Raw genomic sequence first — 19,803 nt, 5'->3', positions numbered from 1 at the left:
GAAACCTCAGACCACCAGCGTGATTTCGCGGCTATTCGTCGCGGGCGCCTCCACCGTAAAGCCTGCGGCACGGGAGAGATCCACGGCGTCGTCAAGGCTGGTTGCCTCACCATCCGCCTGGGCCAACGCGCGAGCCAGCTGCCCCTTGTAGTGCTTGTTGAAGTGGCTGACCACCTTGCGCGAGCCGTCCGGCTGCACCGATTCCACCCGCACCGTCACCGCCTGCGGGCACCGCCCGAGCTGCTGGTAGGTGCCCGAGCGGAGATCCACCACCATCTCCTCGGTGGCCACCTCGCCCAACACCGCGCTGATTGCCTTGCCCCAGCGTTTCTTCATTGTCGGCACCTCGGCGCCGTGGGGCAGCTTCGTCCCGCCCGACAACCGGTAGTGGGGGATGCGGTCGCGGGCGGAGAGCAACCCAAAGAGCGCGGAACCGATGGCTAACCGTTCCCAGGCGGCGTCGCCAAGCGTGGGAGCGTCGAGGGCGTCGTAGAGCACGCCGGTATAGCGCAGGAGAGCGGGCATCGTCGGCGCGGATTCCAGCACAGCGTTAGCTTCCACCTCGGGGCGCAGCTTCTCTGACAGGCCGAGAACCTCCCGCGCGCGGTCCGGCTCTGCGGAACACACCTGCACCAGATCCGCGGCGATGGCGCGGCGAGGAGCGTCCAGGGTAGGGAAGGACAGCTCCTCCCACGTGATGGCCGGATGCTCCCCACCCGGCGCCTTGGTCTCAGAAGGGGGCAACACTATGAGCATGGGTCAAGCATAACCGGGTATATTTTGAGCCATGATTACACGCCTATCCACGCTCTTCCTCCGCACGCTGCGCGAGGATCCCGCAGATGCCGAAGTCCCCAGCCACAAGTTGCTCGTTCGCGCCGGCTATATTCGCCGCGCCGCGCCGGGCGTGTACTCCTGGCTGCCGTTGGGGCTGCGTACCCTGCGCAAGATCGAGGACGTGGTGCGCGAGGAAATGAACGCCATGGGTGGACAGGAACTCCTCTTCCCGGCGTTGCTGCCACGCGAGCCCTATGAGAAGACGCAGCGCTGGACCGAGTACGGCGACAATCTCTTCCGCCTACAGGACCGTAAGGGCAACGACATGCTTCTCGGGCCAACGCACGAGGAGATGTTTGCCGACGCGGTGAAGGACATGTATTCGTCGTATAAGGACTTCCCGGTCACGCTGTACCAAATCCAGACCAAGTACCGCGACGAGGAGCGCCCCCGCGCGGGCATCCTGCGCGGCCGTGAGTTCGTCATGAAGGATTCCTACTCTTTCGACATGACCGATGAGGGGCTGGACGAGTCGTATGCCCGCCACCGCAAGGCGTACCAGAATATTTTTGATCGCCTGGGCATCGAGTACGCAATCTGCCAGGCGACGTCCGGTGCGATGGGCGGTTCTGCGTCCGAGGAATTCCTGGCGGTCTCCCCGGTGGGCGAGGACACGTTCGTCCGCGCCACCGGTGGCGATTATGCCGCGAACGTCGAGGCCGTTGTGACGCCTGCGCCGGAGGAGCGCTCTATCGAGGGGCTTGCCGACGCCGTAGTGCACGAGACCCCAGACTCCGAGACCATTGCCACGCTCGTGGACTGGGCCAATACCGCCGGGGTGACCGTGGACGGCCACGCGGTGACCGCAGCGGACACTCTCAAGTGCATGGCAGTTATGGTGCGCCAGCCCGGCGTGGCCGCCTACAGTGACGACGAGGAGCTCGTCGGCGTGCTCATTCCGGGCGACCGCGAGCTGGACGAAAAGCGCCTGGAGGCGTCGTTGGAACCAGCCGAGTTCCGTTTGGCTGAGGACAAGGACTTCAAGAAGTACCCGTTCCTGGTGCGCGGCTACATCGGTCCGCGCGGGCTCAATGCCAACGAGGTGCGCGTGCTGGCGGACCCGCGTGTGGTGCGCGGCTCGGTGTGGATCACCGGCGCGGACGAGGTGAATCGCCACGTCGTGGGCCTAGTGGCCGGCCGTGACTTCCATGTGGACGGCACCGTCGAGGCCGCGGAGGTGCGCGAGGGCGACCCGGCACCGGAGGGCATGGGCACGCTGACGCTGGAGCGCGGCATCGAGTTGGGCCACATCTTCCAGCTGGGCCGCAAGTACACCGAGGCCTTCGACGTGCAGATCCTGGACGAGAACGGCAAGCGCGCGGTGCCGACCATGGGGTCCTACGGCATCGGCATTTCCCGCATGATGGCCGTGCTGGCGGAGCAAAACCTCGACGAGAAGGGCCTGAAGTGGCCGGTGGCCGTTGCGCCGTACCAGGTGCACGTGGCCGTGGCGAACAAAGATCCTGAGGCCATGGAGGCGGGTGAGAAGCTCGTCGCGGAGCTTGACGCCGCCGGCGTGGAGGTACTCTTCGACGATCGCCCGAAGGTGTCCCCGGGCGTGAAGTTTAAGGACGCCGAGCTGCTTGGTATGCCGTTTGCAGCCATCCTGGGCCGCAGCTTCAAGGACGGCATCATCGAACTGCGTATCCGGGGCGGAGAGACCCTCGAAGTCCCCGCCGGGGACATCGTGGCCACGCTCCAGGAGCTTATTGCTTCCGCACGGTAGCGGGCCACCAGAACTTCTCGCCGACCAGCTGGACGATGGCGGGCACCAGAATGGTGCGGACTAGGAGGGTGTCCAATAGGACGCCCAAGAAGATGGTGATACCAATCTGTGCCAGTGCCACCAGCGGCAGCACGCCGAGTGCGGCGAAAACCGCTGCCAGCAAGATGCCGGCGGAAGTGATGACGCCACCCGTGGAGGACAACGCCGTGAGGATTCCGCGGCGCGTGCCCACCGCGGCGGCGTCTTCGCGGGCGTGGGTGACGAGGAAGATCGTGTAATCAATACCCAGCGCCACCAAGAACACGAAGCTAAATAGTGGCGTGGACGACGCGAAGTGCTCGAAGCCGAAGACAAAGTGCGATACCCACCAGCCCAGGCCGAGCGCGGCCACGTTGGTAAGCAGCACCGAACCGACCATGATGAGCGGCGCGAGGAGAGAGCGTAGCAACACCATGAGCATGACGAAGACCAGCGCGAGCACTAGCGGGAAGATGAGCGTGCGGTCGGCGGCGGAGTAGTCCTCTTCGTCGATCAGGTTGGCATCGGGGCCACCCACGAAGGCTCCCGGAAGTACTGCGCGCAATGCCTGCGTGTCCGCTCCGGAGATCTGTAGCAGCGTGTAGTCCGCCGGGGCTGAGTCGTTCACAGTCTGGAAGCTCACGGGATCTCCCAGCGGGCGTGCGGAGGCGCCGAGGTCCTTGAGCGTCGCCTGTGTCTGCTGGACGTTCTTGGTAGCCACGATCGGCGGGGTGGCGGTTTGCTCGGGGAATGTCTCAGCGATGGTGTCAGAGGCCGCAATAGATTCCGGAGTGTCGATGAACTGATCCGCCTGGCCGAGGCCGGTGGACTGCTGGAAATAGCCCACGCAGCACACGGCCAACGCCGCCAGTGACGCCGCCGCAACCTTGGCCGGCTGCTTGTCCACAACCGCGCCCACGCGATCCCAGAAGGCGTGCTGCGGGACGTCGCCAAGCTTCGGCTTCTTAGGCCAGAACACCCAGCGGCCGCACCATGCCAAGAGCCCCGGTAGGACGAACAACGCGAAGGTCCAGGCCACCACGATGCCCAGCGCGGACGCCACACCGAGCGCGCGGGTCGTCGGGATGGCAGAAAGTACCAAGCACAACACGCCCACGATGACGGTGGCGGCCGAAGCAGTGACGGCCTTCAATGTCGGAAGCCACGCCGCGCCCATGGCCGCGTAGCGGTCCTCGTGCGAGCCGAGTTCGTCGCGGTAGCGCGAGATGAGCAGCAGGGCGTAGTTGGTGCCGGCGCCGAAAACCAGCACGGACAAGATGCCCGAGGTGGATTCGTTCCACTGCATACCCAGTGCGCCCAGCACCCACGTGAAAACTGTGGCGGCAACACGGTCCGCCACACCGATGACCAGCAGCGGAAGTAGCCACAAGATGGGGGAGCGGTATGTGATAATCAGCAGCACCGCGACGATGAGCGCGGTCACGCCCAGCAGCAGGAAGTTAGCGCCCGCGAACACACCCGCGAGATCCGCCTTGATGGCCGCAGGTCCAGTGACCTGAGCGGTGGCGCCCACACTTTCTGCGGCCTTCGCTGCGTCGGCACGCAGCTTCTCAATGGCATCGGAGTTCTCGGTGTTGTTCGTCGCCGTCACCGAGGTAGGGACCAGCGCCGCGGTGCCGTCCGGGTTAGGGATCGCTGGCCCGCCCAGCCCCTTGGCCGCTGCCTGAACATCTTTGATATCCAGGCGCTCCCCGGTGGGCGAGGACAGCACCACAATGGCCGCGGAAGTATCACCAGTACCGGCGGCGTCCTGCATCTCGGCAACGATTGCCGCCTGGCTGTCGTCTGGCAGCGTGGCGGTGGAAGACTGCGCCTGCGTGAACGGCCCGATGGCGACGGCAGCGATGCCAAGGGCAAGGAAGAACAACGCCACGAAACGTTGTGCGCGAATCCATGAAGATGTCATGCGGTTAGTTTAGGCGGGCACGTGATGTGCCAGCTACAACCACTGCCCAATCCCGCCACGCGGCCGACTCCGCGTTAACCGCGGCATGCTCCCACTGCGCGGCGTCTTCCTTGTCCAGATAGGCGAGGTAGCCTGCCGCCTGCTTCCCCGAGGAGGGCAGAGGCGCCCCGCTGGCTTCGTAGGCTGGTGCCGGCGCGGGCACTTCCCCGGCGGACTCCAGTGCATCACTGAGCTTGGCGACGCGGCGTTCGTGGCGGCCGAGTGCCTCCTCCACCTGGGCTTGGGTACCTCCCCCCGCGAAGGCTTCGGTGACGTCGAGGGCGTAAATGACCGAATACTCCCAATCGAGGAGCTTCTTGGCGGCCTCGATGTCCGCCGGGGCGACGCCTTCTTCACCGAGGTTCGGCGTAGCGGTGAAGTCGGCCGGACTGAAGCTGGCGGCGGCCAGGTCGATGGCCTGTTCCACAATGAGCGTGCGGGAGGACTCCGGGACCTGGTCCAGGGCGTCGAGAAGCTGGGCGCGCGAGTCCTTGTAGACGTCGGCGGTGGTAGCGTCGTCGGGAAGCGGGGTGAACTCCCCACGTTCTACCGCACAGGACTCGGGGGCGTTGCCGTCAGCGTCGGTCCCGCAGATCCGCTCGATCTCCGCATACAGCGCCGCGGCGTGGTCCATGCGCCCGGCCGCCTTATCTGGATCGGCGGCGAGCGTGCGGGAGGCAGCATCGGCTTCAGCATCCCGGGCTAGAGTGACCAACGCCGCGTCGGGCGTGGGGCCGAAAGCATTGAAGAGGGGCTGGAGGGGCTCACAGCCGGACAAGGCGGGCACGAGTGTAAGAGTGCAGAGCCCGGCGGCGACAGACTTGAGACGTGACACTCACAAGACCTTACCCACCTCCAAGCCGGAATTGGCGATAGGCTGGGGACTATGGCATTTCCAGATACAGAACGGCTGTCCCAGATCCTCGCGCCGGTGCTTGAGCGCCACGGCGTGGACCTGGAGGGTATCAAGGCTACGCCGGCGGGGAAGAAGTCTCAGGTCGTCGTCAAGGTCGACGCGGACGATCGTCCCGATTTGGACCGCCTTGAGGTTATTTCCGGAGAGATTTCGGATACCTTCGACGCCGCCGAAGCAGCGGGCGAGGTCAACTTCGGTGCGGGATACACCCTGGAGGTGTCCACTCCCGGCGTTGATCTGCCGCTGACCGCACCGCGCCACTGGCGTCGCAATGCGGGACGTATTGCTAAAGTTCGTCTCGCGGACGACAACAAGGCACAGACCTTTCGTATCGGAGCGCTGAGCCCGGAAGACAATGCGGTGATCTTGATCACGACGAAGGCCAAGGTCCCAGCCGTGCACGTCGTGCAATTAGCCAACGTGGAGGACGCGGTGGTAGATATTGAGTTCGCACAACCACCGGCGGCAGAAACTGAGATCGCCGCGTTGGGTTTTGCGGAGGCGGAGAAACTGGCCACGCCAGCGAGCTAAGACGTAGATGACATTGAAATCTTTGGTAAGGACAACAAGTGAATATTGATCTCCAGGTATTGCGCTCGATTGAGAAGGAACAGGGGGTCAGTGTTCGTGACCTCATGTCCACCATCGCCGGGGCGCTGCTGCGCGCCTACCGCGAGTACCGCGAGACGGAAGCCAGCGAGAACACCAAGGCCCGCATCGACATTGACCAGGACACCGGTGCGGTAGCCGTCATCGTCACGGAACGCGACGCGGAGACAGGCGAAGTACTGAGCGAGTACGACGACACCCCAGTGAACTTCTCCCGCGTGGGTGCCAGGGCCGTCCGTGAGGCCATCGTCGCGCGCCTGCGCGAGGCTGAAGCAGAGCGCACTTTCGACAGCTACCACGGTTACGAGGGCACGATCGTTTCCGGCATCGTTCAGCGTGATGCTCACGCCAACGCGCGTGGCATCGTCGTGGTACAGCTTGGCTCCGAGTACGAGTCCCAAGACGGCATCCTGCTGCCCGCGGAGCAGATCCCAGGTGAGAAGCTTGAGCATGGTGACCGCATCAAGGCTTTCGTCGTGGGTGTGAATCGCTCCGGCGCCAACGTGCAGATCGCGCTGTCTCGTACCCACCCGGAACTGGTGCGCGGCTTGTTCGAGCTGGAGGTCCCTGAGGTGGCGGACGGCAACGTTGAGATCGTCGCCATCGCCCGCGAGGCGGGCCACCGCTCGAAGATCGCGGTCGTCGGCAAGGCCAAGGGCCTCAACGCCAAGGGTGCCTGCATTGGCCCGCGCGGCCAGCGCGTTAGCAACATCATGAAGGAGCTGGCGGGGGAGAAGATCGACATTATCGATTACTCCGAGGACCCGGCGACCTACGTGGGTAATTCTCTGGCGCCGTCCAAGGTTGTGCGCGTACGAGTCCTCGACCCCGAGGCCCAGGTGGCTGAGGTGACGGTACCGGACTACCAACTGTCGTTGGCTATCGGTAAGGAAGGCCAGAATGCCCGCCTCGCCGCGCGCTTGACCGGTTGGAAGATCGATATCCACTCCGACGCCGATCCGGCGTCTTAGAGCACGAACGGAGTACTGTGCGGGCCCGTAGTGGGTGAGTCGGTTCATTTTTGGGTGAACTTAGCGTAAACTAGGTGGTTGGCCTCGATGCCTTCAATGGTCGAGCACGAAACACGCCAATGACGTCTAACGTTTTAAGGAGCTGAATGCGACAGTCGCGCCCTCAACGCGAGCCCCGCATTCGCACGTGTATCGCCACCCGCACCCGCCACCCGGAGTCTGAACTCCTGCGCGTTGCGTTGGATCCGCAAGATCCTTCGCGTTCCGTGGTGCTTGCGGATCCGGCGCGCCGCCTTCCCGGTCGGGGAGCGTGGCTCGTGCCCACCCTGGAAGCATTTAAGCTGGCGGAGGACAAGCGCGCTTTTGGACGCGCCCTCCGTGCGTCTGCCACAGTAGACACTACGAAGGTACGCGAGTACCTGGAGATTCTGCTTCGTCCGGACGCCGCCGCGGATACCGCGATGGCTGCCGGTCGGACCGATGAGATTGTAAGGAAGACCTAAGCACTGATGAAGACACAACGATGAAGCATCAGCGATGAAAGTCAACGACCACAACTAGAGGTCCGGCCCCGCACGACGGGCGCCTGTGGCCTCTAGGAAACCTAAGAGGAGACAAGTGCCCGGAAAGCTACGTGTACACGAGTTGGCAAAACAGCTCGGCGTAACCAGCAAAGAATTGCTCGCCACGCTGAAAGAGCAAGGCGAGTTCGTCAAGACGGCGTCATCCACCATTGAACCCCCAGTGGTGAAAAAGATGCGTGCCCATTATGAGGCGCAGGGCGGCGGCGAGGCCGACGCCGAGAAGAAGGCCGACAACAAGTCGGATAAGAAGGCTGCTAAGCCAGGCGCCCCCAAGCCTTCTGCAGCCAAGCCCGGGGCCGCGAAGCCGGCAGCGCCCGCAGCGGCAAAGCCGAGCCCGGCGGCTCCCGCCAACGCACCGAAGCCTGCAGCCAAGACTTCCGCAACCCCCGCAACTCCGGCCAACGCGCCGAAGCCCGGGGCTCCGAAGCCGAAGCCTGCAGTGACCCCAGCCAGCGCAGCGAAGACCCCGAAGCCGGGCGGTCAGGGCGAGCGCCCAACCCCGGGCAACGCGATGCCGCGTCCTATGCCGAAGCCGGGCGGTCGTCCGCGCGTGGCCAACAACCCATTTTCCACCGGCGGTGGCGAGCGTCCGCCACGTCCCGGTGGCGGCCGCGGCCCGCGTCCAGGCGCAAAGCCGGGCGAGCAGCGCGGCGGTAAGCCACGCGGCGGCGAGCGCCCGAACCAGCGGCCGCAGGGCGACGGTAAGCGTCCAGGCGGAGAGCGTCAGGGCGGCGGTCGTCGTCCTAGCCCGGCAATGATGCCGGCACACCCGAACCCCGCAGCGATGCCGTCCAAGGCAGCCGGTGCAGGCGCTGGTGGCCGTGGCGGCCGCGGTGGCCGCGGAACTGGGCATGGCCCGGGTGCCGGTGGCCCTCCGGGCGGTTTCCGTGGTGGTCGCGGCGGTCGCCGCGGCGGCACCGCGGGTGCTTTCGGCCGTCCTGGTGGCGCTCCGCGTAAGGGCAAGAAGTCCAAGCGTCAGAAGCGCAGCGAATACGAGGCAATGAGCGCACCAAACGTCGTCGGTGGTGTGCGTTTGCCAGACGGCGGTGGCTCCAAGGTGCGCCTACGCCGCGGTGCTTCCCTGTCCGACTTCGCCGAGAAGATCGGTGCGGATCCGGCAGCATTGGTGCAGGCCCTGTTCAACCTGGGCGAGATGGTCACCGCCACCGCTTCTGTGTCCGAGGAGACCTTGCAGCTGCTCGGTGCCGAGATTAACTACGAGGTCGAGGTCGTCTCCCCTGAAGACGAGGATCGCGAGCTCCTCGAGTCCTTCGACCTGCAGTTCGGTGAGGACGAAGGCGGCGAGGAGGCACTCGAGAACCGTCCTCCAGTCGTGTCCGTCATGGGTCACGTCGACCACGGTAAGACCCGCCTTCTGGACACCATCCGTAAGACCAACGAGGGCGCGGGCGAAGCCGGCGGCATTACCCAGGGCATCGGTGCATATCAGGTCAACGTGGAGGTCGAGGACGCCGAGCGCGCCATCACCTTCCTGGATACCCCGGGCCACGAGGCGTTTACCGCCATGCGTGCCCGTGGTGCGAAGTCCACCGACCTGGCCGTGCTGGTCGTCGCCGCTGACGACGGCGTCATGCCGCAGACGGTGGAGGCCATCAACCACGCCAAGGCCGCCGACATCCCTGTCGTGGTCGCGGTGAACAAGATCGATAAGCCGGAAGCCTCCCCGGATAAGATCCGTGGCCAGCTCACCGAGTACGGCATCATCCCTGAGGAGTACGGTGGCGAGACCATGTTCGTGGATATTTCCGCGAAGAGCGGTCTCAACATCGATCAGCTGCTCGAAGCCATCGTGCTGACTGCGGATGCTTCGCTGGAGCTGACCGCTAACCCGGACATGGACGCCCAGGGCGTCGCCATCGAGGCTCACCTGGACCGCGGCCGCGGCCCGGTGGCCACCGTCATTGTCCAGCGCGGTACTTTGCGCGTCGGCGACTCCATCGTCGTCGGCGATGCGCACGGTCGCGTGCGTCGCATGCTGGATGAGTTCGGTAACGACGTGGAAGAGGCGGGTCCGTCCCGTCCGGTCCAGGTCCAGGGCCTCAACGGTGTCCCTGGCGCCGGCGACAACCTACTGGTGGTCGAGGACGACCGCGTAGCACGCCAGATCGCCGCACAGCGCGACGCCCGCAAACGGTCCGCAATGCAGGCGAAGGCCCGCAAGCGTGTTTCCCTCGAGGACCTGGATGCAGTGCTCAAGGAGACCTCGACGCTCAACCTCATCCTCAAGGGCGATAACGCCGGTTCGGTGGAAGCTCTGGAGGAGTCCTTGCTGGGCATCGAGATCGACGACGAGGTCGAGCTCAACATCATCGACCGCGGCGTGGGTGCTGTCACCCAGACCAACGTCACCCTGGCTGCGGCCTCCGACGCCGTCATCATCGCCTTCAACGTTCGCGCTGAGGGCAAGGCGACGCAGGAAGCCAACCAGGAGGGCGTGGACATCCGCTACTACACCGTCATCTACCGCGCCATCGAAGAGGTGGAGCAGGCTCTCAAGGGCATGCTCAAGCCCATCTACGAAGAGCGCGAACTGGGTGCAGCGGAGATTCGTGCGCTGTTCAAGTCCTCTGCAGTGGGCACCATCGCCGGCTGTATGGTCACCGAGGGCAAGGTCAAGCGCGGTGGCAAGGCACGTATTGTCCGCGACAACAACGTGATCACCACCGATGCGAAGATCGAGTCCCTGCGCCACGAGAAGGACGACGTCAACGAAATCGCCGCCGGTTACGAGTGCGGTATGGTGCTGTCCTACCCGGACATCCAGGAGGGCGACATCGTTCAGGTCTACGACGAGGTCGAGGTTCCGCGTACCTAGTGCGCCGCACCTAGGCGCTTGTCGACGCCCTGTGCAGCTCCCGGTCACCGCTACGTGCGGGGCCGGGAGCTTTTGCATTGTCCGGCCCGGGGTTAGAATGGGTGGCTGTTAACAATTCAGGTCTACTCAAGTGAAGGCAAGGTGGTTGTCATGGCTGATAACGCGCGCGCAGGACGGTTGTCCAAACGCATCCAGGAAATCGTTGCGATGGCCATCGAACGAGACATTAAGGACCGCCGCCTGGAGCTCGTCACCATCACCGACTGCCGTCTGACCGGCGATTTGCACGACGCCACTATCTACTACACGGTGCGCGGCGCCAGCATCGACGAAGAGCCGGATACCGAGGCCGCCGCAGAAGCACTGCACCGCGCCCGCGGTCAGTTGCGCAAGCTGGTGGGAGATAGCCTGTCGGTGCGTTACACCCCGAGCCTGAGCTTCGAACTGGACACCGTCCCTGAGGCCTCCGCGCACATGGAGGAGCTGCTCGCTCGCGCCCGTGCGCGCGACGAGGAGCTGGCCAAGCTCAAGGAGAACGCCTCCCCGGCCGGGGATGCTGATCCGTACAAAAAGCCCGCGGATAACGGGGAGTCCTAGCCCGTGGAAGAACAACTCTACGACCAGGTGATTGCGCGTCTTATAGAGGCGCACAACATCCTGGTGATCACCCACCTGCGCCCAGATGCGGACGCCATCGGCTCGGCCACCGCGCTGGTGAAGGGGCTGCGACGGCTGGGCAAGGACGCCCGCGCGGTCATCGGCCAGCGCCGGGAGATTTCACGTAATCTCCTGAGTATCCCGGGCGCGGAGGAAGTCGAGCTCGTGGACACTCTGCCTCAGGGCTACGACCTTTACGTCACCGTGGACTGTGGTTCCATCGACCGCACGGGTTCCTTGGCGCCGGAGCTCGCCGACGTCGCCACGCAGGATCGCCTGCTCGTCATCGACCATCACGCCTCTAACGTAGGATTCGGCAGCACGAACCTCATTGACGTGGACGCGGAGTCGACCACCACCATCTTGGATGAACTCCTCGATCGCATGTCTGTGCCCGCGGATAAGGACATCGCGCACTGCTTGTACGCGGGGCTGGTGACGGACACCGGTAGCTTCCGGTGGGGACGTCCGGTGATGCACGATCTGGCCGCGCGACTGATGAGCTACGGGCTGGATACCAAGAGGATTGCCGAGGATCTGCTGGATTCCACCACGGACTTCGACCTGCAGATGGTCGGCCGCGTGCTGGCCAACGTGTCCGTGATCCCGGCCGGAAACCACACCGCCGCGGTGCTGGTGGCGCCGCACGCGGATATCGCTGGTCACTCCGATGCCGCCGTGGAGTCCCTCGTTGACTTCGTGCGCGCACTGGAAGGAACGGACGTGGGCGTGGTGTTTAAGGGCCAGACTGATACGGTCTGGGCGGTGAGCCTGCGCTCGTCCGTCATTGACTGCGCGGAATTGGCCGTGAAGTTTGGCGGCGGCGGGCACGTCCCGGCCGCGGGCTACATCACCACCGGAACGCCCGACGACGTGGTCGCCGAAGTGATCGCCGCGCTCACCGCCATGGATTAAGACATGGTCAGTGCGCGAACAATCTTCGCGCTGGCACTGCCGGCGCTGGGCGTTCTTGCCGCCATGCCGGTGTATCTGCTCATCGACACCGCGGTGGTGGGGCGCCTGGGCACGCATGCCCTCGCCGCGTTAGGCGCGGGCACAACGGTGCAGGCCGCGGTGACCACCCAGTTGACCTTCCTCAGCTACGGCACCACGGCGCGTGCTGCACGGAAGTTCGGTGCGAGCGATCGCGCGGGTGCCGTCGCGGAAGGCGTTCAAGCAACCTGGGTGGCCATTGCGGTAGGGGCGGTGCTCGCCACCACCATGTGGGTCGCCGCCGACGCCGTCGCCTTGGCCATGGCCGGGGACCCTACGACGGCAGAGGCGACAGCCTCTTGGCTGCGCATCAGCGCCTTCGCCATCCCGCTCGCGCTCATTGATATGGCCGGCAACGGCTGGTTACGCGGCATCCAAAACACCAGGCTGCCGCTCTATTTCACCCTCGCGGGGGTGATACCGGGCGCGGTGTGCGTGGTTTTCTTCGTGCGCTGGTGGGGCGTGGATGGCTCCGCGTACGCCAACCTGCTGGGGTTCACTATCACTTCCGCGTGCTTTATCGGCGCCCTGGTCCGCGAACACGAGGGGGACTGGCGGCCGCGCCCGCGGGTCGTCGTCAAGCAATTGGTGCTGGGGCGCGATCTCATTGTGCGCTCGCTGGCTTTCCAGGTGGCGTTTTTGTCCGCCGCAGCGGTGGCCGGGCGCATCGGCCCGCAGGCGCTTGCCGCGCACCAGGTTCAGCTGCAGCTGTGGAACTTCCTCACCCTGGTGTTGGACTCGTTGGCGATCGCGGCGCAATCGCTCATTGGCGCTGCGCTCGGCGCGCGAGACAAGGACCATGCCCGGGCGGTGGGCGCGACCATTGTTCGCTATTCGGCTTTGTTTTCGTGCGCACTGGCGGGTGTATTCGCCGCGGGGTACCACCTGATCCCGCGGCTATTTACCCAGGCCCCGGAGGTGCTGGGTGCGTTGGCCGGCCCGTGGTGGATTATGGTGGCGATGGTGGCGGTAGGTGGCGTCCTCTTCGCCCTCGACGGCGTGTTGTTGGGGGCTGGGGACGCCGCGTTCCTGCGCACCATCACCATTGCCTCGGTAGTCCTCGGCTTTGTACCGGGCATCGCACTGGCTTATGTCACGGGCGCGGGGCTGACCGTCATCTGGTTGGGACTGGCCGCGTTCATCGGCATCCGCACGGTGGCGGTGGTGCTGCGGTTCCGTTCTATGAAGTGGGCCGTGGTGGATTGAGTTTCGCTAGACTTTAGTGACTAGAAATTATCGGGTGCGACAAAGCTGTTGAGGAGGTCGGAGAGTTGACCACAACCCTGTGGGCGGTCGCGGACTTGCATGCCGCGGTGAAGGCCAACGGCCCGACCATTGAGTCCATTCAGCCGGAGGATCCTTCGGACTGGTTGATTGTGGCGGGCGATGTTGCCGAGCGCACCGAGCTCATCATCCACACGCTCACCACCTTGCGGCGGCGGTTTGCCAAGGTCATCTGGGTACCTGGCAACCATGAATTGTTCTCGCGGTCGTCGGATGAGGCACGCGGATACGACAAATACTACGAGCTGGTTCGCCTATGTCGGGAAATTGACGTGGTGACACCGGAGGATCCGTACCCGGTGTTTGACGGGACCACCATCGTGCCGTTGTTTACCCTGTACGACTATTCGTTCCGCCAGCCAGGTACCTCCGTGAAGGAATCGCTGAAGTTGGCGGAGTCCAAGTCCATCATGATGACGGATGAGGTGGCCATCGCCCCGTTCGTGGATGTGCGGGCGTGGTGCTGGGATCGCTTGGCGTATTCCATCAAACGGCTCTCGCGTATCGACGGTCCGACTGTGCTCATCAACCACTGGCCGTTGGTACAAGAACCCACGCTGCGGATGCGCTGGCCGGAGGTGGCGTTGTGGTGCGGCAGTAAGCACACTCGCATGTGGCCCACGCGCTACCAAGCCCAGGCGGTGATTTACGGACACCTGCACATGCCCGGCGAGGTCGAGGTTGACGGCGTCAAGCACGTGGAGGTGTCCCTCGGCTATCCCCGAGAATGGCGCCGCCAGCTGCATACACGGCAGTGGCCGTACCCGGTGCTGCGCACGGACAAAGTCCTCCCGGTGACGGATACGTGGGAGGCGATTCGCTGATGCTGACGCCGGACCTTTTCCCAGACTCTGCGCGGTTTTGTTACGTGCGTACGGATGACACTGAGTCTGATCTCCTCAACTACGACCACCTGCATCCCCTCGAACAGTCTTTAGTGTCACATTCGGTAGAAGTGCGCAAGGCAGAGTTCGGTGACGCCCGCTGGTGCGCCCACCGGGCGCTGGCGGAATTGGGCTACTCCGGCCAAGAACCCATTCTGCGGGGGGAGCGCGGTATGCCGCTATGGCCCAAGGGGTTCGTGGGCTCCATGACCCATACCACCGGGCTGCGGGCGGCGGTAGCGGCGCCGGAGAAGTTCGTGCGCTCCATGGGCATCGACGTCGAGCCCGCCGAACCACTCCCAGAAGGAGTTTTGCCGCAGGTGGCTCGTTCCGGTGAAACGGCGCAGCTTGACCGCCTGCGCGAACAGGGCTACGAGTGTGCCGACCGAATTCTATTCTGTGCCAAGGAAGCGACCTATAAGGCGTGGTTCCCCATGACCCACCGCTGGCTCGGCTTCGAGCAGGCGGAGATCGACATCCGTGACGACGGCAGCATCATTTCCTACTTGCTGGTGCGGCCGACCCCGGTGCCGTTCATCACTGGGCGTTGGGTCGTGGCGGAGGACTATGTTGTTGTCGCTACGTCTGTGCCGCAACACCCGGGCATTGAGCTGTAAGCCCTACAAGGTGGAGGGGTGTGCCACGAACACCGTGGCTAGGCGCTTGCCCTGCTCCTTGACCAAGGCGATGGCGCGGCCGTCCGGGGTGACGGCGGCGTGGGTGCCGGTGAGACCGCGCGGTTCCAGCCATTTGCCCATGGCCAATGCCGCGCCTTCCTCCGCGGTCACCTCCAGGGTGGGGTAGCAGGCGGGCAGCGCCGCGTCGAGGGGGAGCGTGACCGCGGGAGTCGTCCCCGAGTCTGCTTCGGTGGCAAGGTCTTCCAGCGTGCGCGCCCCGTCGAGGGAGAACGGGCCGACGGCCGTGCGCCGCAGTGCGGTGAGGTGTCCGCCCACACCGAGGTCCCCGCCGAGGTCTCTGGCGAGCGCCCGGATATACGTTCCGGAGGAGCAGTCGACGGTCACATCCAAGTCAATGAACTCTCCGTTGCGGCGGATGTCGTGGACCGTGAAACGGCTGACTGTCACCGGCCGGGCGGGGATTTCTACGCTCTCGCCGTCGCGGACTCTTTCGTGCGCCCGCTTGCCGTCGATTTTGATGGCGGACACGGCGGTGGGGCGTTGCATGATGTCGCCCGTGAGCTTGTCGACGCCCGCGTAAATCTCGGCGTCGGCAAGCGCCTCACCCATGTCAGCGCAGCTGCGGGAACGCTCGGTGAGGACTTCACCCTCGGCGTCGTCAGTGGTGGTGGCTTGACCGAGTCGGATGGTGGCGTCGTAGGACTTGGTGCTTGCGACCAGATGCGCGAGGAATTTGGTGCCACGCTCGATGCCCACCACCAGCACCCCAGTGGCCATGGGATCTAAGGTGCCCGCGTGTCCGACCTTCTTTGTGGAATAGAGTCGGCGCAGACGTCCCACAACGTCGTGCGAGGTCATGCCCGCGGGTTTGTCCACAACCACGAGTCCGGAGGAAGCAAGCGAGTCAGTCATAGGGGATAGTTTAGGCGTCGCCTAGACAGCAATGTCGTACGATGGTGCGAGTGGATATCTGGTACGGAATGGACGAGGCTCGCGCGGGGTTGCGTGCGGGGGCCCGCACGGCGGTCACCATCGGGGTTTTTGATGGGATGCACCGCGGGCATCAGCTCTTAGTACGTCACACTGTCGAGCATGCGCGGGCGCACGGTCTGGAATCTGTGTTGGTGACTTTTGACCCGCACCCGGTGAGTGTCTTCCTGCCGGAGCGCGCACCGCTCGCGGTGACCACGCTGGAGCGCCGCCTACAGGTGGCGGCGGAGATGGGCATTGACCATGCACTCGTCATCGACTTCACCCGCGAACTCGCCGGGCTGTCTGCGGCGGACTACGTCGAGGAATTGCTCGTGGGCACGTTGCAGGCGAGCCACGTGGCTGTGGGGGAGAACTTCACCTTCGGCGCGGAGGCGGGCGGTACCCCGGCCGTGCTGACGCAATTGGGCCGGGAGCGGGGCACGGCGTCGTTTAGCGTGGATACCGTATCTTTGCTGGACGACGACGGCGTGCGCATCTGCTCGACGGCGATCCGTGACTTCTTGGCCGCGGGCAACGTCGCGCGCGCGAACTGGGCGCTGGGTCGGCACTTCGCGGTGTCCGGCCCAGTCCTACGCGGTGCGGGTCGCGGCGGAAAAGAGCTGGGATTCCCCACCGCGAACCAGTACTTCCCGGAAAACATCGCTATCCCGGCGGATGGTGTTTATGCCGGTTGGTTCATCGTGGAGCCGCCTGCGGACATCGCCGGCAACATGGAATCCGGTGTCGCGTACGCCGCGGCGATCTCGGTGGGAACGAACCCCACCTTCGGCGACCAAGAGCGCAGCATCGAGTCCTTCGTCTTGGACCGCGACGCCGACCTGTACGGCCACGAGGCCACGGTGAAGTTCGTGGATCACATCCGGGACATGGTGAAGTTCAACTCTGTGGACGAACTGCTAGAGGCCATGCATCGCGACGTCGCGCGGGCCCGCGAGGTTCTCTCCGCGGACGCGGCCACCCAGGGGTGGTCAGCGGACGAATACTTCCTCCTCCCCGGCGATTTGGAAGGTGAGACCGCGGGCAGGTAACCTTAACCGCTGGCCTTCGACTGCGGTCCGCAGCAGTTGCAGGTATGGAGAAAATTTTCATGCGGACTGAAACACAATAGGAGAAATACTCATGGCACTGTCCACTGAGAAGAAGGCAGAAATCCTCAAGGAGTACGGCCTTCACGAGACCGACACCGGTTCCCCTGAGGCGCAGGTGGCTCTGCTCACCGAGCGCATCACCACCCTGACCGAGCACCTCAAGACCCACAAGCACGACCACCACTCCCGTCGTGGCCTGCTGCTGATGGTTGGCCGCCGCCGTGGCCTGCTGAAGTACCTGGCTGAAAACAACATCGATCGCTACCGTGATCTGATCGCTCGCCTGGGTCTGCGTCGCTAAGTCTTGTAGTACTACTGACGCAAGCTTGATGTCCCGGCTCCCTGCAATGGGGAGGCCGGGACTTTTGCGTGTCGGGCGGCCGAAGCGAACCACCTGCTAGGATGTTGGAGAATGTAAATTCACACACTCTGCAGCCGCCGGTGGCACCGATGATTACCGGGGCGCAAGACGCACAATTACAGGAGATTATTTCCTTTTATGAACGCTCAACACTCGGTCAATTTCCAGGTAGACGAAGACTTCGGCATCACCGAGGCCATCGTTGCGCTGGATAACGGCGACTTTGGCACCCGCACCATCCGCTTCGAAACTGGGCAGCTTGCTCGCCAGGCCGGCGGTTCCGTGACTACCTACCTCGACGACGACACGATGCTCCTGGCCACCACGACTGCATCGAACCAGCCCCGCGAGGGCTTCGACTTCTTCCCGCTCACCGTTGACGTAGAAGAGCGCATGTATGCTGCGGGTACTATCCCGGGCTCCTTCTTCCGCCGCGAGGGACGTCCCTCTACCGAGGCCATTTTGGCCTGCCGTCTGATTGACCGCCCGTTGCGTCCGACCTTCGTTAAAGGCCTGCGCAACGAGGTGCAGTGCGTCATCACCGTGTTGTCCATGGACCCGTCTGAGTACTACGACGTCGTGGCCATTAACGGCGCGTCCGCCGCGACCCAGCTCTCGGGCCTCCCTGTGTCCGGCCCCGTCGGCGGCGTGCGCGTGGCCCTCTTGGCCGACGACAAGCACCCGGAGGGCCAGTGGGTAGCCTTCCCGAACCACGAGCAGCACGAGCGCGCCCTCTTCGAGATGGTCGTCGCTGGCCGCATCGTGGAGCGCAAGCGCGGCCGCACAACCGAGAAGGACGTCGCCATCATGATGGTGGAGGCCGGCGCCGGCGTGAACGTGGTGGAGCGCATCAAGGAAGGCGCCCCGGCGCCGACCGAGTCCACCGTGTCCGAGGGCCTGGAAGCTGCCAAGCCGTTCATCCAGGCATTGTGCGAAGCGCAGGCCGGCCTGGCTGAGCGCACCGCGAAGGAAACCCAGGACTTCCCACTGTTCCCGGCGTACACCGAGGATATCTACGCTGCCGTGGAAAAGACGGCTACGAAGAAGCTCGCTGAGCTGCTCACCATCCCGGGCAAGCAGGACCGCGACGATGCCACCAACGCGTACATGGACGAGGTCGTCGACAAGCTCGTTGACACCGTGGACGACGACCTGGACGAGGCCGAAGCGACGAAGCAGATCCGCGCCGCCTACAACGCGGTGATGAAGGCTATTGTTCGCGAGAAGATCCTCACCGAAGGTTTCCGCATCGATGGCCGCGGCGTCACCCACATCCGCGACCTCGGCGTCGAGGTGGAGCTGGTTCCGCGCGCCCACGGTTCTTCCTTGTTCGAGCGCGGCGAAACCCAGATCCTGGGCGTGACCACGCTGAACATGCTCAAGATGGAGCAGCAGCTGGACTCGCTGCATCCGGTGAAGTCCAAGCGCTACATTCACCACTACAATTTCCCGCCGTACTCCACCGGCGAGACCGGCCGTGTGGGCTCCCCGAAGCGCCGCGAAATTGGCCACGGTGCTCTGGCCGAGCGCGCCCTCGTGCCGGTTATTCCGTCGCGCGAGGAGTTCCCGTACGCCATTCGCCAGGTCTCTGAGGCTTTGGGCTCCAACGGTTCCACGTCGATGGGTTCGGTGTGTGCGTCCACGTTGTCGCTATACAACGCTGGCGTTCCGCTGAAGGCTCCAGTGGCGGGTATCGCCATGGGCTTGGTCTCCGGCGAGGTGGGCGGCAAGGAGAAGTTCGTGGCGCTCACGGATATCCTGGGTGCTGAGGATGCGTTCGGCGACATGGACTTCAAGGTCGCCGGCACCGCGGACTTCATCACGGCGCTGCAGCTGGATACCAAGTTGGACGGTATCCCATCGTCCGTGCTTTCCGACGCCCTGAACCAGGCCCGCGACGCGCGCCTGGAGATCCTCGACGTTATGGCCGACGTCATCGACGGCCCTGATGAGATGAATGACCTGGCGCCTAAGATCGTGTCGGTGTCTGTCCCGGCCAACAAGATCGGCGAGCTCATCGGCCCGAAGGGCAAGACCATCAACTCGATCACCGAGGAGACCGGCGCGGAGATCTCCATCGAGGACGACGGCACCGTGTTCGTGTCCGGCACCACGGGCAAGGCCACGGATGCAGCGATTGAGAAGATCAACTCGATTGCCAACCCGCAGCAACCTAAGGTGGGCGAGCGTTACCTGGGCACCGTGGTCAAGACGGTCGCCTTTGGCGCGTTCATTTCTCTGACCCCGGGTCGCGACGGCCTCATCCACATTTCCAAGCTCGGCGGCGACGAGCGCATTGAGAAGGTCGAGGACGTGGTCAACGTCGGCGACAAGATTGAGGTGGAGATCGCGGATATCGATAACCGCGGCAAGATCTCGCTGGTGCCGGTCGACGAAGACTAGTACCGCACCTTTAGCCGGTTTCACAGACCCCCTCTCGCT

At 64.4% G+C, this 19,803-nt stretch carries 17 protein-coding genes; 13 read left to right on the top strand and 4 right to left on the bottom strand.

Features of this window, described 5'->3' with window-relative positions; genetic code table 11:
* Nucleotides 1–6: 6 nt before the first annotated feature.
* The gene (gene yaaA, locus H0194_RS01470; protein WP_185176127.1) at nt 7–756 is read right to left on the bottom strand and encodes a peroxide stress protein YaaA; all 750 of its coding nucleotides are present in this window, start codon (nt 754–756) and stop codon (nt 7–9) included.
* A gap of 31 nt (nt 757–787) precedes the next feature.
* Between yaaA and H0194_RS01465 the strand changes: the two genes are divergently transcribed.
* A complete protein-coding gene (locus H0194_RS01465; RefSeq protein ID WP_185176126.1) occupies nt 788–2,563 on the top strand; it encodes a proline--tRNA ligase in 1,776 nt (591 codons plus the stop codon).
* On the opposite strand, the gene H0194_RS01460 is transcribed toward H0194_RS01465, so the two are convergent.
* On the bottom strand, nt 2,544–4,508 hold the full coding sequence (locus tag H0194_RS01460; protein ID WP_185176125.1) for an MMPL family transporter: 1,965 nt from the start codon (nt 4,506–4,508) through the stop codon (nt 2,544–2,546). The genes H0194_RS01465 and H0194_RS01460 overlap by 20 nt on opposite strands.
* Nucleotides 4,509–4,512: 4 nt before the next feature.
* Nucleotides 4,513–5,334: a DUF4439 domain-containing protein gene (locus H0194_RS01455; RefSeq protein ID WP_185176124.1), complete on the bottom strand. Its 822-nt coding sequence runs from the start codon at nt 5,332–5,334 to the stop codon at nt 4,513–4,515.
* Between the two features lie 99 nt (nt 5,335–5,433).
* On the opposite strand from H0194_RS01455, the gene rimP reads away from it, so the two are divergent.
* The 9 genes from rimP (at nt 5,434) to H0194_RS01410 (ending at nt 14,898) form a co-directional block, all read left to right on the top strand.
* Nucleotides 5,434–5,994: a ribosome maturation factor RimP gene (gene rimP / locus H0194_RS01450; RefSeq protein ID WP_185176123.1), complete on the top strand. Its 561-nt coding sequence runs from the start codon at nt 5,434–5,436 to the stop codon at nt 5,992–5,994.
* 38 nt (nt 5,995–6,032) lie between these two features.
* Nucleotides 6,033–7,043, top strand: a complete 1,011-nt coding sequence (gene nusA / locus H0194_RS01445) for a transcription termination factor NusA (RefSeq protein WP_185176122.1) — start codon at nt 6,033–6,035, stop codon at nt 7,041–7,043.
* A 146-nt stretch (nt 7,044–7,189) separates the two neighbouring features.
* Nucleotides 7,190–7,546 (top strand): YlxR family protein, encoded by a 357-nt coding sequence (locus H0194_RS01440; RefSeq protein ID WP_185176121.1) that lies wholly within the window; start codon nt 7,190–7,192, stop codon nt 7,544–7,546.
* Between the two features lie 115 nt (nt 7,547–7,661).
* Complete coding sequence (gene infB, locus H0194_RS01435; protein ID WP_185176120.1) at nt 7,662–10,463, top strand: translation initiation factor IF-2; 2,802 nt, start codon at nt 7,662–7,664, stop codon at nt 10,461–10,463.
* A 150-nt stretch (nt 10,464–10,613) separates the two neighbouring features.
* A complete protein-coding gene (rbfA, locus tag H0194_RS01430) occupies nt 10,614–11,060 on the top strand; it encodes a 30S ribosome-binding factor RbfA (RefSeq protein ID WP_185176119.1) in 447 nt (148 codons plus the stop codon).
* Between the two features lie 3 nt (nt 11,061–11,063).
* Entirely contained in the window at nt 11,064–12,035 is a 972-nt protein-coding gene (locus tag H0194_RS01425) for a DHH family phosphoesterase (RefSeq protein ID WP_185176118.1), read from the top strand.
* 3 nt (nt 12,036–12,038) lie between these two features.
* Nucleotides 12,039–13,319 (top strand): MATE family efflux transporter, encoded by a 1,281-nt coding sequence (locus H0194_RS01420; protein WP_185176117.1) that lies wholly within the window; start codon nt 12,039–12,041, stop codon nt 13,317–13,319.
* Between the two features lie 65 nt (nt 13,320–13,384).
* On the top strand, nt 13,385–14,221 hold the full coding sequence (locus tag H0194_RS01415) for a metallophosphoesterase family protein (RefSeq protein ID WP_185176116.1): 837 nt from the start codon (nt 13,385–13,387) through the stop codon (nt 14,219–14,221).
* Nucleotides 14,221–14,898, top strand: coding sequence for a 4'-phosphopantetheinyl transferase family protein (locus H0194_RS01410; RefSeq protein ID WP_185176115.1), 678 nt, complete (start codon nt 14,221–14,223; stop codon nt 14,896–14,898). The genes H0194_RS01415 and H0194_RS01410 overlap by 1 nt, the downstream gene beginning before the upstream one ends.
* Nucleotides 14,899–14,901: 3 nt before the next feature.
* Here H0194_RS01410 and truB read toward each other — a convergent pair whose 3' ends face one another.
* Complete coding sequence (gene truB, locus H0194_RS01405; RefSeq protein WP_185176114.1) at nt 14,902–15,831, bottom strand: tRNA pseudouridine(55) synthase TruB; 930 nt, start codon at nt 15,829–15,831, stop codon at nt 14,902–14,904.
* Between the two features lie 41 nt (nt 15,832–15,872).
* Here truB and H0194_RS01400 point away from each other — a divergent pair, with 41 nt between their 5' ends.
* From H0194_RS01400 to H0194_RS01390, 3 genes are all read left to right on the top strand, one after another.
* Nucleotides 15,873–16,940 carry a bifunctional riboflavin kinase/FAD synthetase gene (locus tag H0194_RS01400; protein WP_185176113.1) on the top strand — a complete coding sequence of 356 codons (1,068 nt, stop codon included), beginning with the start codon at nt 15,873–15,875 and terminating at the stop codon, nt 16,938–16,940.
* A gap of 91 nt (nt 16,941–17,031) precedes the next feature.
* A complete protein-coding gene (gene rpsO, locus H0194_RS01395) occupies nt 17,032–17,301 on the top strand; it encodes a 30S ribosomal protein S15 (RefSeq protein WP_185176112.1) in 270 nt (89 codons plus the stop codon).
* Between the two features lie 198 nt (nt 17,302–17,499).
* Complete coding sequence (locus H0194_RS01390) at nt 17,500–19,764, top strand: polyribonucleotide nucleotidyltransferase (protein WP_185176111.1); 2,265 nt, start codon at nt 17,500–17,502, stop codon at nt 19,762–19,764.
* Nucleotides 19,765–19,803: the final 39 nt, after the last annotated feature.

The sequence above is a fragment of the Corynebacterium incognita genome (assembly GCF_014217255.1).
Classification (GTDB): domain Bacteria; phylum Actinomycetota; class Actinomycetes; order Mycobacteriales; family Mycobacteriaceae; genus Corynebacterium; species Corynebacterium incognitum.
The sequence above is the reverse complement of the archived record's forward strand: the minus strand, read 5'-3'. Positions and strand labels throughout refer to the sequence as shown.

Excerpts from the sequence above, each read along its gene's own strand:
- yaaA (WP_185176127.1), bottom strand. The coding sequence starts at position 756 with ATGCTCATAGTGTTGCCCCCTTCTGAGACCAAGGCGCCGGGTGGGGAG.
- H0194_RS01465 (WP_185176126.1), top strand. The coding sequence starts at position 788 with ATGATTACACGCCTATCCACGCTCTTCCTCCGCACGCTGCGCGAGGAT.
- H0194_RS01460 (WP_185176125.1), bottom strand. The coding sequence starts at position 4,508 with ATGACATCTTCATGGATTCGCGCACAACGTTTCGTGGCGTTGTTCTTC.
- rimP (WP_185176123.1), top strand. The coding sequence starts at position 5,434 with ATGGCATTTCCAGATACAGAACGGCTGTCCCAGATCCTCGCGCCGGTG.
- H0194_RS01440 (WP_185176121.1), top strand. The coding sequence starts at position 7,190 with ATGCGACAGTCGCGCCCTCAACGCGAGCCCCGCATTCGCACGTGTATC.
- rbfA (WP_185176119.1), top strand. The coding sequence starts at position 10,614 with ATGGCTGATAACGCGCGCGCAGGACGGTTGTCCAAACGCATCCAGGAA.
- H0194_RS01420 (WP_185176117.1), top strand. The coding sequence starts at position 12,039 with ATGGTCAGTGCGCGAACAATCTTCGCGCTGGCACTGCCGGCGCTGGGC.
- H0194_RS01410 (WP_185176115.1), top strand. The coding sequence starts at position 14,221 with ATGCTGACGCCGGACCTTTTCCCAGACTCTGCGCGGTTTTGTTACGTG.
- truB (WP_185176114.1), bottom strand. The coding sequence starts at position 15,831 with ATGACTGACTCGCTTGCTTCCTCCGGACTCGTGGTTGTGGACAAACCC.
- H0194_RS01400 (WP_185176113.1), top strand. The coding sequence starts at position 15,873 with ATGGTGCGAGTGGATATCTGGTACGGAATGGACGAGGCTCGCGCGGGG.
- rpsO (WP_185176112.1), top strand. The coding sequence starts at position 17,032 with ATGGCACTGTCCACTGAGAAGAAGGCAGAAATCCTCAAGGAGTACGGC.
- H0194_RS01390 (WP_185176111.1), top strand. The coding sequence starts at position 17,500 with ATGAACGCTCAACACTCGGTCAATTTCCAGGTAGACGAAGACTTCGGC.